Annotated in this window: 10 protein-coding genes and 2 CRISPR repeat arrays; all 10 genes read right to left on the bottom strand. The window is 56.9% G+C overall.

What is annotated here, in order from left to right; genetic code table 11:
* Positions 1-51: 51 nt before the first annotated feature.
* Positions 52-1144: direct repeats of the CRISPR family, unit length 32 nt; unit sequence GTCGCTCCCCGCGCGGGAGCGTGGATTGAAAC.
* Between the two features lie 177 nt (positions 1145-1321).
* Complete coding sequence (gene cas2, locus ACFSR7_RS34825) at positions 1322-1612, bottom strand: CRISPR-associated endonuclease Cas2 (RefSeq protein WP_378169224.1); 291 nt, start codon at positions 1610-1612, stop codon at positions 1322-1324.
* 51 nt (positions 1613-1663) lie between these two features.
* The gene (gene cas1c / locus ACFSR7_RS34820; RefSeq protein ID WP_378169223.1) at positions 1664-2692 is read right to left on the bottom strand and encodes a type I-C CRISPR-associated endonuclease Cas1c; all 1029 of its coding nucleotides are present in this window, start codon (positions 2690-2692) and stop codon (positions 1664-1666) included.
* A 15-nt stretch (positions 2693-2707) separates the two neighbouring features.
* Positions 2708-2977, bottom strand: coding sequence for a CRISPR-associated protein Cas4 (locus tag ACFSR7_RS34815; RefSeq protein WP_378169222.1), 270 nt, complete (start codon positions 2975-2977; stop codon positions 2708-2710).
* Positions 2971-3405, bottom strand: a complete 435-nt coding sequence (locus ACFSR7_RS34810) for a CRISPR-associated protein Cas4 (protein ID WP_378169221.1) — start codon at positions 3403-3405, stop codon at positions 2971-2973. The genes ACFSR7_RS34815 and ACFSR7_RS34810 overlap by 7 nt, the downstream gene beginning before the upstream one ends.
* Before the next feature lie 2 nt (positions 3406-3407).
* Entirely contained in the window at positions 3408-4313 is a 906-nt protein-coding gene (gene cas7c, locus ACFSR7_RS34805) for a type I-C CRISPR-associated protein Cas7/Csd2 (protein ID WP_378169220.1), read from the bottom strand.
* 36 nt (positions 4314-4349) lie between these two features.
* On the bottom strand, positions 4350-6218 hold the full coding sequence (gene cas8c, locus ACFSR7_RS34800) for a type I-C CRISPR-associated protein Cas8c/Csd1 (RefSeq protein WP_378169219.1): 1869 nt from the start codon (positions 6216-6218) through the stop codon (positions 4350-4352).
* Positions 6219-6225: 7 nt separating this feature from the next.
* The gene (cas5c, locus tag ACFSR7_RS34795) at positions 6226-6888 is read right to left on the bottom strand and encodes a type I-C CRISPR-associated protein Cas5c (RefSeq protein WP_378169218.1); all 663 of its coding nucleotides are present in this window, start codon (positions 6886-6888) and stop codon (positions 6226-6228) included.
* 18 nt (positions 6889-6906) lie between these two features.
* Entirely contained in the window at positions 6907-9156 is a 2250-nt protein-coding gene (gene cas3, locus ACFSR7_RS34790; protein WP_378169436.1) for a CRISPR-associated helicase Cas3', read from the bottom strand.
* A 387-nt stretch (positions 9157-9543) separates the two neighbouring features.
* A CRISPR array of direct repeats spans positions 9544-14440; the repeat unit is 32 nt; unit sequence GTCGCTCCCCGTGCGGGAGCGTGGATTGAAAC.
* A gap of 924 nt (positions 14441-15364) precedes the next feature.
* Positions 15365-16363 (bottom strand): aldose 1-epimerase, encoded by a 999-nt coding sequence (locus ACFSR7_RS34785; RefSeq protein WP_378169217.1) that lies wholly within the window; start codon positions 16361-16363, stop codon positions 15365-15367.
* Between the two features lie 4 nt (positions 16364-16367).
* On the bottom strand, positions 16368-17384 hold the full coding sequence (locus tag ACFSR7_RS34780; protein WP_378169216.1) for a Gfo/Idh/MocA family protein: 1017 nt from the start codon (positions 17382-17384) through the stop codon (positions 16368-16370).
* Between the last annotated feature and the right edge of the window lie 55 nt (positions 17385-17439).

Here is a 17439-nt window from a genome sequence, read left to right as displayed (position 1 = left end):
GAGCGTGGATTGAAACGGTTAAATGATCCTCGGTTGAACAGAGTGGCCACCGTCGCTCCCCGCGCGGGAGCGTGGATTGAAACATCTGCTCCGGCGTCAGCCCGTATTTGTCGACGAGTCGCTCCCCGCGCGGGAGCGTGGATTGAAACGTCATCCAGTCCGTCGACGAGCTCTTCGTCCGCGTCGCTCCCCGCGCGGGAGCGTGGATTGAAACATTGCAAATGATCCTGCTGTAAATGATCCAAGAATGTCGCTCCCCGCGCGGGAGCGTGGATTGAAACGTAATAAATGATATATAAAATGCATATCATATCTTGTCGCTCCCCGCGCGGGAGCGTGGATTGAAACCTCCGATCCGATTTCGAATTTTTAGGCGTGTGTGCGTCGCTCCCCGCGCGGGAGCGTGGATTGAAACATTATTTAGGAGGAATTAAAGATGATTAATTCGGGTCGCTCCTTGTGCGGGAGCGTGGATTGAAACTGATTGAGCTCCGGGATCGTACTGCCGTCGTATGTCGCTCCCGGCGCGGGAGCGTGGATTGAAACTCTAAGTCTAGCATGTCTACCAACTTTTTTTGGTCGCTCCCCGCGCGGGAGCGTAGATTGAAACACGAGCCGGATGCTCGACGGCGCATTGCAAATCATCGTCGCTCCCCGCGCGGGAGCGTGGATTGAAACAACTCTGGTCAGTACGATGCAGTTATTGGAGTTATGTCGCTCCCCGCGCGGGAGCGTGGATTGAAACACATAAACATCGAATGTGTTGCTGCCTGGTACGATGTCGCTCCCCGTGCGGGAGCGTGGATCGAAACAGCCCGTACGCGGCGCTTGCGGGATGCGCCAGCAGAGTCGCTCCCCGTGCGGGAGCGTGGATTGAAACGCCTCTCAGCGCCTCTACCTGCTCTGCCCTATCCTGTCGCTGCCCGTGCGGGAGCGTGGATTGAAACCCCATGGAGTACAGCCGAATCGCGCATATCTTCTGTCGCTCCCCGCGCGGGAACGTGGATTGAAACCATACCTCTTCGAAGAACATGTCCGTTTTGGTTCGGTCGCTCCACGCGCTGGAGCGTGGATTGAAACTACGATTGGCTCGAAACGACACGGTGGCTGACGTCGCTCCACGCGCGGGAGCGTGGATTGAACTTTCCTGCAGCGAATTTTCGGCTGCCGTCTCTTCGGTGTCGCTCCCCGTGCGGGAGCATTGAGTTGACAGATGCACCTATCAGTGTCATTCGCCACAAGTGAAGGAGTTATCCTCATGTAAAGTTAGCCAATCAAACAAGAAAACTAGGATCGGTCGTTAAATCAATCAATGAGCATCTTACAGCAGCAATAGTCCCTCCGGATCGTAGCTTTTTTTCGCACCAACATGCTCGACCCGATGCTTCCAATTGCTCCCGAGCATGTAGTAACGCAGGCTGTCTTTATCCGGATCGATCGTATCTTCAAGCTTAGCTTTAAGCTGCTTAAATTGCATTGGGTCCACTAAACATTCAAATACAGAGTTTTGTACGCGTTGTCCGTAGCTGAGACAATATTTAGCCACCTGTCTCAGCCGACGTTTGCCGTCCGGTGTCATGGTTTCAACATCGTACGTGACCAGCACCATCATACGGGCGCTCCTCCTTTCATATCCTAATAGGCCCATGTCCAGGTCTTGATTTTATCTCCACAGAAAAGGCGGGTATCCATCCAGATCCCCGCGAATCGCTCGCGCTAGCAACAAAGCTTGTGCGTAAGGAAGCAGACCCAACGAGATCTTCTCGCCGAGAAACGGATGCTTGATTTCCTCCCGCTTGCGGCTCTGCCAGGCAGCTATGATGTCCTTTCGAAGTTCAGGCTTCAGTAGGACGGCTCCGTTCTCCTTGATTAAAAAATCTTTGGCACCAACCTGCTTGCGATTAATAAGCGACAGCACGAGTCTGTCGGCCATATAGCAACGCAATTCCTCCATCATATCGAGGGCAAGGCTCTGACGACCCGGTCGATCCCGATGCAAGAATCCGACGGCAGGATCCAGGCCGACTGTCTCCAAGGCGGACTGTACGTCATTACGAAGCAACGCATACAAAAAAGACAACATGGCATTAATTCGATCCAATGGAGGTCTGCGGTTGCGTCCGCGCATATAGAAGCTCTCTTTATCGACCAATATAAGCTCGTTCATCGCAGAAAAGTAACGTCTGGCTGCTTCCCCTTCGATCCCCCGCAAATCGTCCAACGTCCCAACGGTTAGCGTCCGCCGCATGTAGCGCTTCATGAACTCCAGCTCTTTGGCTACCTTGTCCGACATGATCTGCTCTCCGTGATCGCGGATGCCGCGAGACAATGCTGTTCGGCTGTTCGCGATCTTGCCAAAAACGAAGCGTGACGCATACTGTACAGCCTCAGGTCCATCCGCGATTCGGTACTGCCTGCGTCGGAGCAGTACATTGCCCCGCGCTTGGCCGACGACGCTGCCCATGAACTGGCCGCTCTCTCGCATGAACGACAGCGACACGCCGCGCTCCATACAAAGATGCATGAAGGACGGACTCGCTCCGGTGTATCCGAAGGTCACGATACTCTCCAGATTGTGAATGGGAATCTTAAATGGCGGTCGATCCTCTATCTTGAGAACAACGCTGTCCCCTTCATGGGACAAATAGCTGCCGGGCGATGTGACATACAGCGTATTTAGCAATTTGCGCATTCGAGAAGCTCCTCCTCAACCGGTCGTGTCATCGGTCATATAACTCTGCAAATAACGAGACACCGAGCCCCGCTTGAGCTTCGGTTTACAGATGCCAAGCAGCGAGCAACCACCGCACTTCGGCTCGTATAGTCCAGCCGGCGTGATCGCGGATTCGAACGTCTCGTGCATCGCTGACGCAAGCGCTGCGGTGCGCCCGCGGAGCTCGTCGTCGAATAGAACCGTGACTCGGCGTTCTCTTTCTCCGTAGAAGAGTGCACCTTCAGCTACCTGTATGTTCAGCATTTCTTCAAGCGCCATCGCCTGCCGCAGAGTTGGACCTCATCGCAGTCATCTTCCTTGCGGTTACCGCGTTTGTATTCCACAGGATAAGGAAGCCACCAGCCTCGTCTCCCCTTCAGCCTGGTCTTGTTGGCCGCGCTCTCGTCCGCTACTGCATGGAATTCGACCACATCTGAGACGCCATACAATCCAAGCCGATAAGAAACAAGGGGCATGGCTCTGGATATGAGCACATCCCCCCTGGTCTCGCTAAGCATTGGATTGTCGGCGCGGCGGTGCATCTGACCGCCTTCGTAGGTCAGTATATTGTCCTCCCATTGCTGTTCGATATGGATGAGCCCCCATTGCCGCCGGCAAAAAGCAAAGTGCTGAATACCGGAGATCATCAGCAACTCATCCTCACTATAGATTCGGACAGCCGCGCCGGTCATGATCAGCCTCTCTCTACCAAAGACACGCCTTCCGGCAGGCCTTCACGGTCGATGGCAATCTCATAGTCAGCGTAGGAGCGGACCGGACCTTCGGTCAACCGTCTGGCCGTTACCCGTTCGAACAGTTGATGCGCAGGAGCCTGCCCCAGACTGGAAGAATGCTCGAAACCCACGAGTTTCCTTACGGCCATCTGCCCGCGCGAGGCGGAGCGATCATGCTCGAACATATTCAATAGCGCTTCCCACAGTACGTCCAGATCGCTCTCGGTAAAGCCCGTCTTGGCGGCCAAATACGCGGAAATATAGCCATCCATTCGATAGAGTCCGTAAGGGATAATGTGCTTGCGTCCCATTTCCCTGTCTTTATCTGCGCCTTCCTGGGTCACGGCCTGACGAGTGATCGTGACTTCTTGGGAAAAGATCGGATCGATACTCCTGGCAAATGTGAACTGAACGGGTCCCCGAACCTGCCCGGTATTGACTTTGGTCGTCATGACCGCGCCGAAGGTACGAATGTCGAAGAAGTTGTCGCACATCCATCGCGTCAGCTTGATCGCTTCAGCGGCATCCTTGGGTTTCAGTTCCTTACTTCCGGCGTCGTCTTCGCGGACGGCACGGTATGCCTTGCGGTGCTGTTCGTTCAAGACGCCGCCTTCGGTGACATAGATGTTGAAGCCCGGTTCGCCGGCTCTTGTCAGCTCGATATAATTGCGAATTTTTCGCTTTAGGCAGACGTCGGTGACGATGCCGTGCCCAGTCTCGGGATCGATACGCGGCATATTGCCGGCATCGGGATCGCCGTTCGGATTGCCGTTGGTCACATCGAAAAACAAGGAAAAGTCAATTCTGCGTGCAAGCACGGGCGCTTCGGATTGGACAGCATTCAGATCTTTTTCGATAAGGGTCATCGTTTATCTCGCCTCTCTTTATTGGAATGGAATGAATTATTCTTCAGTCGTAGCTGCCGCGGCAGCCTCCTGCTTGGCTTCCGATGCAGCCTTGATCTGCGCGGAGAAGGCCTGTTTCTGATGATAGTAACCGAGGATGAACAGCCCCTGCCCCTCCAAACTCAGATGTTGCGGAAACTTGTCTACGCCATCCAGAATCTCCTGCATATCTCTGTCGCGGAAGTCGCCATATTTCGCCTTGCTCATGTGATGCTGCGACAGCTTGATCAGAATGGGAAATACGGCCGCAGGATTGGAAGATGCGGAGTTAAAGTAGCGATCCTTAATGGTCGCGTTTAACCGGCCGGCGCCTCCCGCAGCCTCCTGTTGGGCACGCTCCAGTACGGCGAACAGCCGTCCAAGACGGTATGCCGGCTCTGTCGTCTCCGTATTCAAGCTCATGGATAATGCCTCCTTGTCGAATTGACTGTCATGTGTGCGGACATACCTTGTCAGTTGGGCCTTCAACATCGCCGCCCGAAGCGGGCCTACGATCCCGTCCGCTCGGACTCGGTTAATGATGGAGGTATACAGGGAGTAGGGATAAGCTGACCCTTGAATGACAGCCCGGAGCAGTTCGCCGCCCAAACGGCTCGGCGGTTCGTCCCCGACCTTTTTGCCGTCGCTGCCGACGCGCCTTGTCTCCTCCAGTATGCGATAGATCGATGGCGTTCCGTCCTGCTGTCCTTCCGGCGCGGTCAATGCGTAATCCGCGGCATGCTGTCCCAATCTGCAGACCATCTGATCCAGATTCCCCTGCCAGAAAAAGCGAATGGCAACACGCGCATTGTTCGGAGAAAGTCCCAATACGTAGAATGGCGTATCGCCTTGCGGAACGGATTCAGCCCGTAGTTCTTTGCCTTGGCGCAGACGTTTGACCGCTTCCTTCAGCGATGCCGTGATAGAAGTATCTTCGTTCGCTTCATCCCGATAGGGGTTAACCATACCTGAAAAGAACTCTTCAATATCCATGGCTGCAGCCGACCTGCCGGACCAGAATACAATCGTCATATCGCCAACGAACATACGATTGCGCGGCGATGACAGCAAATGATTCAGAGCAGTCGAATAGCCGAATGCCGCAATTTTGCTGACGGGAGAGTTATAGCTCTGCTGATCCTCTTTGCCATAGGACTCTACAGCGCGGAAGTTAAAAGAGACGAGCGACGCCCCGGCCTGCTGTGCATTGCGAACGCCTTTAATCTTGTCATGCGTCTTGGCGATGGCGCTGCCCGGCATTCCGGTCACCAGACACTGCGCGTCATACTCGGAGACAGCGTCCCGGCTCTGCCGATAGCGGATCCAGGCTGTCTTGACGGCCTCTATGCTATGAATAAGGACGTCCTCTTCAGCGCCTCGTAGCCGGAAAGCCAACCCCGTATCGATCCCTTTGTCCAGATCTTCCATATAAGTCTGAAGCAAGGGCTCATTGCGCACATTCTCCGGTTGCCAACGATCAAGAAATGCCAGAACGGCCAGTGTAGCTTCGCTCAGCGAATCAGCCAGCACCTCCCGCGTCAACGCGCGAAAAGCTTCAAACTTGCGGGACGCGTCCGCTGCCTTTTTCGCTGTGAGTGCCTCGCCTTCTCCTCCTGCATAATAGCCGATTACGTACTCCGCCTTATCTGTCAAAAAGTAAGGGTTAATCCCGTTGGAACGGGACGGCTGTTCGGGCACTTGAAGCTGCAGCGGCACCCACTTCTTGCCGTTCTGCACCTTCACGCTCTTCACATCCGAGAGGCTGCCGTCCCGTTCCAGCTCCAGCACATAGGACACTTTGCCTCTGCTGAAGTACAGCTCGCTAATGCCCGAATCCGGATCCGCAGCCAGATCCTGATACCGTTGATACAGCGCTTGAACAATCAAGACGTACTCACCCCCTGGACGAAGACTCGAATTCGGGTATTGTGATAATCCCCTTTCGCATGGATGCCCGGTAAAATCTCGGCGTCATGCCGTCCCCAAAATCGATATCGTGCAGCATCCATCCCAGATCCCGGTCTGCTTCCGCGTGATAGAAAGAATTCGGCAGCTCGTCCTCAATAAGGCGAAATTGAGCCGCGAACTCCCGACACCCAAGGTAGGGACGATGGAAACACTGCCCTTGCCGGGCGCGCCGCAGGAAGATGTTGTAATGCTTCTCCGGATGATCCGATTCCCCGCGATCTTCAGTCATCTCGAAGTGGGCTTCAATGATGTATGCCGGATTGCGCAGCAGCATCGTTGCCCGCTGCTGTCGCTCCTCAGTTACGACCTGGGCAAGCGTTCCCTCTTTGCCGTTCATCACGGACCTGGCGCTCGCGGCAGAGATCTTGCCTGCTACTTCATTGCGCCGAATATTTTCAAAGCGAATCTCGTTCAGCACATGGATCTTATCCACGACCCATCGGATCGAAGGCTTCCAGTGAATGGCCTCCAGAATGCCGCGCGCCGCCGACGGCGTCATCACGTCGTAGCTGACCCTTTCGGCCTTCATCTCCGGACGTGTGAAGCAACCGTAATCGCCCCAGACATGGAGGCGGATGCCGTATCCCATCTTCCCGACCTCCTCCACCTAAAATACATACAACTCATTCTGATGATGCTCCTCTGTAAACGGCTTAATGCCAATCTCCTCGTCATACCAATGCTCAGGATTGCTCAGTTTGAAGACATCCGATCGGACCTCCACGATCTGGCCCGCTTGCCGGAAAGCTTGGAATTCCTGCGGATAAAGTTGTACCACATACGGCTGAAGCTTGCGCAATAGGCTATTGATCGTAGGAGCATGCAGCAGTGAATCAAGGTGTTCCTCGGCCGCCTTGTCCCAAGGAATAAGGACTGCGCGAGTCGGTGTGTTAATTAACTGGAACTGCTCGGCCACAGACCGAAATGGAAGCTCCACCCGGCCTGGTGGACGTTCATCCAGTTGATCCAGAATACCGTACTTATCCGTCGCATCTTTCAAGGAGCCTACCGGCTTTTCCAGCGCTTGATAAAAATAAAGTTCTCTGAAATAGGTTCGAATCGCGTCTTGAGACAAGGGTCGATCCGAATGCTCCTCCAGGACCGAGCGGGCGATGCGGGCCGTCAGTCCAAACCATCCCCGCGTGGGCGTCTCGTCCGTCTCAAACACATAGGTGTAACCGGTCTTCAGCAATCCCTCCCGGTTGCAACGCCCTGCCGCTTGAGAGATCGAGTCCAGACCGGCCAGCTCTCGATAGACAGTGGGAAAGTCCACATCCACCCCGCATTCGATAAGCTGCGTACTGATGAGCAGACAAGGAAGACCATCCATGAGACGTTGTCGAATGACCTTGAGCTTGGCGAGTCGATGCTTCGGACACATTCTGGCGCTTAGGTGAAACGCCGCCTCAGATCCGACGCGGACGCGGACTCGTTCATAAATCTTACGAGCCGCATTGCGCGTGTTGACGATACAGAGCGCCTGCCTGTTTTCTGTTAACTTGGATGCCAGCTGCTCATAATCCGTACTTCCCATGCTCCGCAATTGGACCCGTTCAAAGGGAGCGAAGCGGGCGGCGACATCGTCGACGATCTCTCGAAAAGGGAGAGGCGACATCTTCGCATCCTTGAACAAAGCAATCGAATCGGGCTGCGTAGCCGTACTGAGCACCACAGTCGAGCCGTAGTTGCGAACCAGCTCTTCAAGAGCAAAGACCGACGGTTTATAAAATTCTCCGTTCATCATCTGTGCCTCGTCGACGATAATTACGCTTTGGGACAAATTATGCAGCTTGCGACAGCGCGACCTCCGATTCGAATAGAGGGACTCAAACAATTGCACATTCGTCGTGACGACGATTGGGAAATCCCAATTTTCCTCAGCCAGCTCCAGACGAGACTTTAATTCCGGAGACCATTCTGCCGCCGCTTCCTCTGCGAGCGTACGTTCGAGCTGAACGTTCGAATGATGCTCCAGCACATATTCAGCACCCAATACCTCTCTATACACAGCCGCATTCTGCTCAATGATAGATGTGTAAGGAATGACAAAAACGATTCTTCTTAAACCATGTTTTACAGCATGACGCAGCGCAAAGCCCAAGGATAGTAAAGTCTTGCCGCTGCCTGTCGGCAACGTTAGGGTGTAGAGTCCGCGCTCCTGTTCAGCCTTCTCCATGCAAAGATGGAAAAGAGCGCTTCGCTCATGCTTGATAGGCGTATCCGGCTCTCCGAATTTGGACGACATGTAGTTCCTGTACTTCGCATAGAGCGCAGGGAAATCAGCTTGATTGTCACGAAGCCTGGTCTTCCGCTGTTCCGCATATTCCTCCGTATCCAGCGAATCCGCATCGACCAGACAAGAGAATAACATCCGGGTGAACATGGATAATTGCAGCCCGCTATGGCCTCCCCATTGAATAGGTGCCGGCAACGGTCTGCCTGCGGCGTCCGGCATAAGAAGGGAAGCAGCGGCCTCGTAGGGATATATGACCTTTTGCAGACGCTGTGCCAGGCAGGATTCATCTCCTGTCTCCGAACCGAAGTCTGTCAGACCGGCATGATGGCCAGCAATCACGTATGACAAAATCCGAGACGACAGGTTCCCCCACCGTTTTGTAATATACTGCGCCCCGGCCGTCGCGTGATCTACCGCTATAGCCGATCCCTTAAGTCGCTGCTGAAACTCTTTCGAGAACTTCCCGAAATCATGCAGCAGGCCGGCCTGCCTGCCCCACTCGCCTGCTCCGAACTTCTCCGCATATCGTCCAGCGCGGTCCGCCACACCGTCTAGATGCTTGGTTAGGAGTTGCCATCCAGCTGGATCTTCCGAATCGGTTCGATGCGCATAATACTGGATACTAAGTCCTCCATCTCGTTTTAAAAGTAGACTTATTGGCCTATTAAACAGTAATATTATTCAATATTTTAATATAATATCCTCTTTTTTACTTGTCATTTTGTGGATACTTTTTGTATCTTCATGGTAGAGAGGGGCCCTGGCATCCTCAAGGAAAATTTTAAAATTGAGATATTGAAAAACCTCACTATGTTAGACTGTAATGGCGAGCCTAAAATACTTTCGCGAACCCCAAGCGAACATGAAAATCCCGGAAGGTTCGCGCTTCAAGCGCTGCAAGGCTTTCCGGCGTTTTTTTCCCTGTACGGGCAGAACCTTCCCCTGATCTAATAAGGTTCGCAAAAAAACGCTTAAATCCCTTGCTGTGTAAGGACGAAAAGCTTTGCTGTCGCTCCCCGTGCGGGAGCGTGGATTGAAACAGCAAATGGTGGGGGTACGGAGTTACCGCAGCGCGCGTCGCTCCCCGTGCGGGAGCGTGGATTGAAACTCTCCAGTGCCCCCACGGCCTCCTCGTCCATCGTGCGTCGCTCCCCGTGTGGGAGCGTGGATTGAAACTGATAGAAGCTGCATTCGAACCCCGCCGCATCCAGGTCGCTCCCCGTGCGGGAGCGTGGATTGAAACCCCTATGGGCGTTATTTAGGCCATGACCACCGAATGTCGCTCCCCGTGCGGGAGCGTGGATTGAAACCCACTCTACCGACGTCAGCGGCTCCAGCGCCACGGTCGCTCCCCGTGCGGGAGCGTGGATTGAAACTCGATGGTGCCCAATCTTACGGACTCGAACTTTGCGTCGCTCCCCGTGCGGGAGCGTGGATTGAAACTACCGGTAACGGGGGGACAGGAAACACTTACGGAGTCGCTCCCCGTGCGGGAGCGTGGATTGAAACGCCAATGCGTTTTTGGTTGCTGCCGCCGCCGGCCAGTCGCTCCCCGTGCGGGAGCGTGGATTGAAACGTTACGCTGCAGCCGAAGACAAATGTAACAGTTAAAAGTCGCTCCCCGTGCGGGAGCGTGGATTGAAACGTCGTAGAAACGGTGTATTGATTCTGGGATGCAACGTCGCTCCCCGTGCGGGAGCGTGGATTGAAACTCCAACGTCTTCACTTTGGTAGAGCTTGAGCGTCTGTCGCTCCCCGTGCGGGAGCGTGGATTGAAACAACACGATAGCCAAACATCCAATCTGGATCACGGGTCGCTCCCCATGCGGGAGCGTGGATTGAAACAGCGTATGACACGTCTGCTGGATACTCCGTCACTTGTCGCTCCCCGTGCGGGAGCGTGGATTGAAACGCATATCTCCAATCTCGATAATCCCTCGTTGCGGGTCGCTCCCCGTGCGGGAGCGTGGATTGGAACTCTTTAACGCCGAACGCTCGCTTTGTTGCTGTCGTCGCTCCCCGTGCGGGAGCGTGGATTGAAACGGCGGTAATCTCCGCGCAATCCAGTAGCTCGCCAGTCGCTCCCCGTGCGGGAGCGTGGATTGAAACCCCTTGTGCCATGACTGCAGCATGTAAAGTTCGGCGTCGCTCCCCGTGCGGGAGCGTGGATTGAAACGCCTCGTGCATGGCGATTGCGTCAGGATCGTGGTTGGTCGCTCCCCGTGCGGGAGCGTGGATTGAAACCTTGTGCTGTTGCGCCATTTGTGTAAACGGCCCGGAAGTCGCTCCCCGTGCGGGAGCGTGGATTGAAACGTTCCATACGTAGTCCACTTCATCACCTACCAGAAGTCGCTCCCCGTGCGGGAGCGTGGATTGAAACGTCGTGTCGATCCGGTAGCCCTTGCGTTCGAACAGTCGCTCCCCGTGCGGGAGCGTGGATTGAAACTTGCCGCCTCGCATGAACAAGGCTCGCGCCGAGGCAGTCGCTCCCCGTGCGGGAGCGTGGATTGAAACATGTGCTGATAGCCGAAGCGCCGGTGCTCCATGGTCGCTCCCCGTGCGGGAGCGTGGATTGAAACTTTTATTTATTGTCCTGATCGCAGATACGGCATTTTCGCTCCCCGTGCGGGAGCGTGGATTGAAACTTCCAGCTTGTTGTGGATCGTCATTAACTGCGTAGTCGCTCCCCGTGCGGGAGCGTGGATTGAAACATTATTGTTTGTATGCTTTTGATATGCTTCTGCGTCGCTCCCCGTGCGGGAGCGTGGATTGAAACCAGACCCGGCGAGCATCACTTATAGCGATGCTGGTCGCTCCCCGTGCGGGAGCGTGGATTGAAACGCATCGTTCACCGTTTATCACTCCGTATGCCTGGTCGCTCCCCGTGCGGGAGCGTGGATTGAAACCATTTGCGGACAAGCTCCGGCTTTATCCCGAGCTCGTCGCTCCCCGTGCGGGAGCGTGGATTGAAACTTTTAAAATGCGATCGTTTTGCATCACCCAGGCCCGTCGCTCCCCGTGCGGGAGCGTGGATTGAAACTTTTAAAATGCGAGCGTTTTGCATCACCCAGGCCCGTCGCTCCCCGTGCGGGAACGTGGATTGAAACTGCACTTGGATGAGCCGGCCGGCCCACCGCCATGTCGTCGCTCCCCGTGCGGGAGCGTGGATTGAAACCCAGTCCGGTTACCGCCGAACGCCCACTTGTTGGTCGCTCCCCGTGCGGGAGCGTGGATTGAAACGTCTCCCTGAACACCTGCATGAACAGGTGAATGTGTCGCTCCCCGTGCGGGAGCGTGGATTGAAACGAAAGCGTTGTGCGATCAATCTGGACATGCTGCGCGTCGCTCCCCGTGCGGGAGCGTGGATTGAAACTACTCCCCCTGGAGTCGATCAGCTCGGCCAGGATGTCGCTCCCCGTGCGGGAGCGTGGATTGAAACTACTCCCCCTGGAGTCGATCAGCTCGGCCAGGATGTCGCTCCCCGTGCGGGAGCGTGGATTGAAACGTCCAAAGTGATCTGTGTTAGGACGTGTAGGCCGCGTCGCTCCCCGTGCGGGAGCGTGGATTGAAACTGCTATGTAAATGAGGTTTCAACACATGGTGTTTAGTCGCTCCCCGTGCGGGAGCGTGGATTGAAACCACTCATTCAAGTGGTTGCAGGCGCGCCGGTCAAGGTCGCTCCCCGTGCGGGAGCGTGGATTGAAACCGCTGCTGTCCGCCACGGGAGCAGCTTGCCCGACGTCGCTCCCCGTGCGGGAGCGTGGATTGAAACTGACTAACTTCGTCGACTCCATCTTTGCCCCCGTGGTCGCTCCCCGTGCGGGAGCGTGGATTGAAACGGATATGTGCCGATCGAAGTCATTGAATTGGTTGGTCGCTCCCCGTGCGGGAGCGTGGATTGAAACCCATCTATCTGACCGGATAAGAGCCCTCTGTTTGCGTCGCTCCCCGTGCGGGAGCGTGGATTGAAACAGCGCTCATGCTTTCGTAGATCATTCCGCCGTCCGTCGCTCCCCGTGCGGGAGCGTGGATTGAAACCACTTAGAATAGAGCGGAGGGCTTAACGTGGGAAGTCGCTCCCCGTGCGGGAGCGTGGATTGAAACTTTTTAAACTGGTCCTTCCACTCTTCCGGCAGCGCGGTCGCTCCCCGTGCGGGAGCGTGGATTAAAACATATTCGGGAGCTGGCACGGCTGGCGGACGCTGGACGTCGCTCCCCGTGCGGGAGCGTGGATTGAAACACGTTCTGTTGCTGCCGGCGTTTACGTTCCCGGATGTCGCTCCCCGTGCGGGAGCGTGGATTGAAACCAGCAATGCATACCGCCTAGCGTGCGATTCAACCTCGTCGCTCCCCGTGCGGGAGCGTGGATTGAAACTTTGACACGCCGTCCGGTGCGGGAGCGGCCGACGACGTCGCTCCCCGTGCGGGAGCGTGGATTGAAACGTCAGCTGCTGCACGCTCTTCGGGTTGTCCAAGCCGTCGCTCCCCGTGCGGGAGCGTGGATTGAAACGTTCGAGATCATCGATGAGGGCGCAGATGGCGAGGTCGCTCCCCGTGCGGGAGCGTGGATTGAAACCAACAACTCGTCAATGTTGCCTTTAACCGTATCCAGTCGCTCCCCGTGTGGGAGCGTGGATTGAAACATGACAGGGGCGTACGCGATGACGCTTAATGCGGTCGCTCCCCGTGCGGGAGCGTGAATTGAAACACGAAGATGCTCGACACGATGACCCGGCTGTGGGACGTCGCTCCCCGTGCGGGAGCGTGGATTGAAACACCGCCCCGCCCTGCGGCCGACTGGCGGTCGTCGTCGCTCCCCGTGCGGGAGCGTGGATTGAAACCATCAAGCATGCTGTATAGCTTCTTTGGTTTGTGTCGCTCCCCGTGCGGGAGCGTGGATTGAAACCTTCGGGATAACGAAACGACCAAGGTCATCCACGTCGCTCCCCGTGCGGGAGCGTGGATTGAAACAGACGTTTAAGTACATCTAATGCCAACTTGACCGTGTCGCTCCCCGTGCGGGAGCGTGGATTGAAACTTTATTGTTGGGGCGTGTAGATCCCGGCTGCTACGTCGCTCCCCGTGCGGGAGCGTGGATTGAAACCTCTGTCTCGTCATCGCGAAAAGGGATCTCCGGGTCGCTCCCCGTGCGGGAGCGTGGATTGAAACCGCAAAAGCATCAACCTTGGCGGCGGCGTCAAGCTGGTCGCTCCCCGTGCGGGAGCGTGGATTGAAACAATGAATAGTTATTGTTGACTTTGTCATACACTCGTCGCTCCCCGTGCGGGAGCGTGGATTGCAACGCTAAATGGGTCACAGAGACGCGCAAGAAGACGGGTCGCTCCCCGTGCGGGAGCGTGGATTGAAACAGCATCGCCGTCGCGGACGAATCAAAGGTCGTGGGTCGCTCCCCGTGCGGGAGCGTGGATTGAAACAACGACGTGAATAGCGCGGCTGAACTCGCTGAAGGTCGCTCCCCGTGCGGGAGCGTGGATTGAAACGATCCAGATCTCGGCGAGCCTCAACCTCAACATTCGTCGCTCCCCGTGCGGGAGCGTGGATTGAAACCTCGGCTGGGTGCTATGGTCCGCGCCTTCGGATCGTCGCTCCCCGTGCGGGAGAGTGGATTGAAACTTCAATGGAAGCGGAACGGAGATCGCCAGCAAGACCGTCGCTCCCCGTGCGGGAGCGTGGATTGAAACATCTTCGACCCAGATCGCGCGCATGAGCTGATCGAGTCGCTCCCCGTGCGGGAGCGTGGATTGAAACATCAATGCTGACGAAGAGCTCGGCGGCAATGAACGACGTCGCTCCCCGTGCGGGAGCGTGGATTGAAACCAAACATTAATAACGATCATTCTGATTCGCTCCGGGTCGCTCCCCGTGCAGGAGCGTGGATTGAAACATAGAAAAGAAAACGCGCGGCTCCAGGACGAAGCCGTCGCTCCCCGTGCGGAGCGTGGATTGAAACATGGCAAGCGGCAGATAACCGTAACGGGCATCGTTGTCGCTCCCCGTGCAGGAGCGTGGATTGAAACGAGATATGCTTCAACGTCCTAATTTCCGACTTCAAGTCGCTCCCCGTGCGGGAGCGTGGATTGAAACCGAGATCTGGATAGCCATTGCGGCGTAGTCGACATGTCGCTCCCTGCGCGGGGGCGTGGATTGAAACCAATTGAATCAAGATGTGCGGACGACCGCATCGCGTCGCTCCCCTTGCGGGAGCTGGATTGAAACTTCACGGATGACCTCAATCGGCGTAATGCCCGTGCGGGAGTGTGGGTTAAAACCTTCAGCAAATCGGCTTGTAATGCCACCAGAAACCCTCGCCTCCCTGCGCGGGAGCGTGGACTAAAACCCTCATGCCTGGCACGCAGTACATAGCACCTCAGCTCGCGCCCTGTGAGGTATGAAATGAAGCACAGTGCTTTACATGGAACGACATGCGGGAGCGTGAATTGGAAATAATCGATTAGCCGCACCATCATTTCATTAGTCGCTCCCTGCGCGGAAGCGGCTAGTGCAGGTTGCCCCACCTCTCTGGCAGCGGCTCTGAAGCTTCGAATTTAGCTCTTTTAAAAAATTGCCTTTAAAACGTTTGCTTCATCCCAAGCAGCAAGCCCCGCTCCGCGACACGATGGCCGCAGGCGGGGCTGCTTGAAAATTATTTACTTATATTCAATCGTAACGGTCAATGAATGCCCATGACTTCGGACCCGCTCTCGGAAAACGCGCAGAACGCATTCAACGGGCGTTCAAGCTGCATTTATGCCCGGTTCGCACGAACGTCCGCACGCCTTCATTCCCAACGCATCGCCGCAGTCCCATCTCAAACGGATGTCGACTCAACGACGATGCTGCAGGTGACGCAATCCGACCCGTATGGCTCCAGCACGCGCATGCCCGTCTCCTCCGGCGGCAGCGCCAGATTAAACGCATTGGTCACGCAGGTGTAAGGCTCTGGGCAAACGAAGCCCTGTCGGCCGTCGCCATTGTGCAGCACCCAAGTGCCGAAGGCGCGATCCGCGCGATAGCGCACGCGGATGCCGGCCTCTGGATCGGTCAGCACCGCTTCGTTGGCGCCTTCGTCGGCGGCTTTGAAGACGTCGTCCAATACGGCGCCGCCGATCGGCATCCCCTGCCGAAGCTGCGCGCCCCGCGCATCCTCCGCCAGCTCGCCCGTCGGCAAGAAGCGCGCGTCCAGCCGCCATCTGCGCCCGACCGGCGCCGCAAACGTACAGGACGCGGGCGACAAAGCCGCGCCCAGCGGGAAGTTGAAGGCCGTGTGATAGCCGAGCCCCCACGGAAACGCGGCATCGCTCTCGTTGTGCACATCGATCCGCTGGATAAGCGCATTGTCCAGCAGCTCGACCCGCATGACGAGCCGGAAGCGATGCGGGAACTGCGCCGTCACTGACGGATGATGCGCGGAATCGAACGCCGTGACCAGCCGCGCGCTCTCTTCGTCACGGCCGCAGGAGACGACCTCCCACGCCTTGTCGTGCACGAAGCCGTGCGCGTGGCTGCCGGTCGCCGGATCGTTGACTTCGAGCCGATACGTTCTGCCGGCGTATTCGAACGAACCCCCGGCGATGCGGTTCGGCGGAAACAGCACCGGAATACCGTACAGCATCGGCGCGGACTCGTACGCCTCGACCGACGCAGGCGTCCGCAGCAGCTCCAGTCCCGATGCCTTGCAGCGTAGCGAGACGACGCGGCTGCCCAGGGCGGGGACGATCGTCGCCTGCAGAAGCTCGTTCTCGATCAGGACGCCCGGCCGTCCCAGCCAGGCGACGACGCGGCCGCCATGAATATCGTCCGGCCCCACGGCGTCAGATCCGCTCGACCGAGCCGCTCAGGACGGACCGGTGGATGGCATGCACCAGCTTCGTGTTGAGCAGGCCCGCGGCCGCGCCCGACTCCGGCGTCGTGCCGAGGCGGACATGGTCGACGAACGCGTTCAGCATATAGCTCGGCGCGGAGGTGAACTGGCCGTTGATCGGCGTGCCGAGCGTATGCATATGGCTGTAGACGCCTCCGGCCTTGCGCACCATTTGATCGGACAGGTCCACGTACAGCGCGCCGTCGTCCCCGATGATCTCGTACTTGAAGTCGTAGATCAGCGGCATCGACTCGGGCAGCACCCAGCTGGTGGTGAACGTTGCGTGCGTGCCGTCGCCGAAGCTGACGACCGACTGGATCGAATCGTACGTGTCGATGCCCATGCCGACGAGCTTCTTTTTCGTGCCGACGGCGTAGACGCTGACGGGCATCGCCGTCTTTTTCAGCCACAGCGCGATATCCGTCGCGTGCGGCAGCAGGAACCAGCCCGGCGACGAGCCTTTCGACCACTTGAGCATCTGCGTCGGGACGAAGATCGTATCGTTGAGACGCGCGTTGATCGTGAGGATGTCGCCGATCTCGCCGCGCTCGACCGCTTCCTTGACGGCGACGAACGGCGTGTTCCACCGGTTCTCGAACGCCACCATGCACGTGACGCCGGCACGGTCGACCGCCGCTTTCATTTCCTCCGCTTCCTCGACCGAAGTGGAGAACGGCTTTTCGACCATGAAATGCAGCCCGTGCTCCGCCGCCAGCATGACCGGCTCTTTATGGAGGAAGTCAGGCGTCGCGATAACGAGCGCGTCCAGCTTTTCGCCAGCGATCATGTCGCGGACGTCCGCATAGCCGGGAACGTTATAGCGCGCCTTGCTCTTCTCCAGCGTAGCGGCAAAGGCGTCGCTTACAGCGACGAGCTCCGCGTACGGATTTTGCAGCAGCGTGTCCGCGAACAAGCTGCCCCGGATGCCCATGCCGACGATGCCGAATCTGATTTTTCCCTTTTCCATAGCTGATAGCTCCTCTTAGAGAACGTAGGATGAGTGCTGCATTTGCATTTGCTTG

Source organism: Cohnella sp. GCM10020058, assembly GCF_042683485.1.
GTDB lineage: Bacteria > Bacillota > Bacilli > Paenibacillales > Paenibacillaceae > Cohnella.
This window is presented reverse-complemented; position numbering and strand designations above follow the sequence as displayed.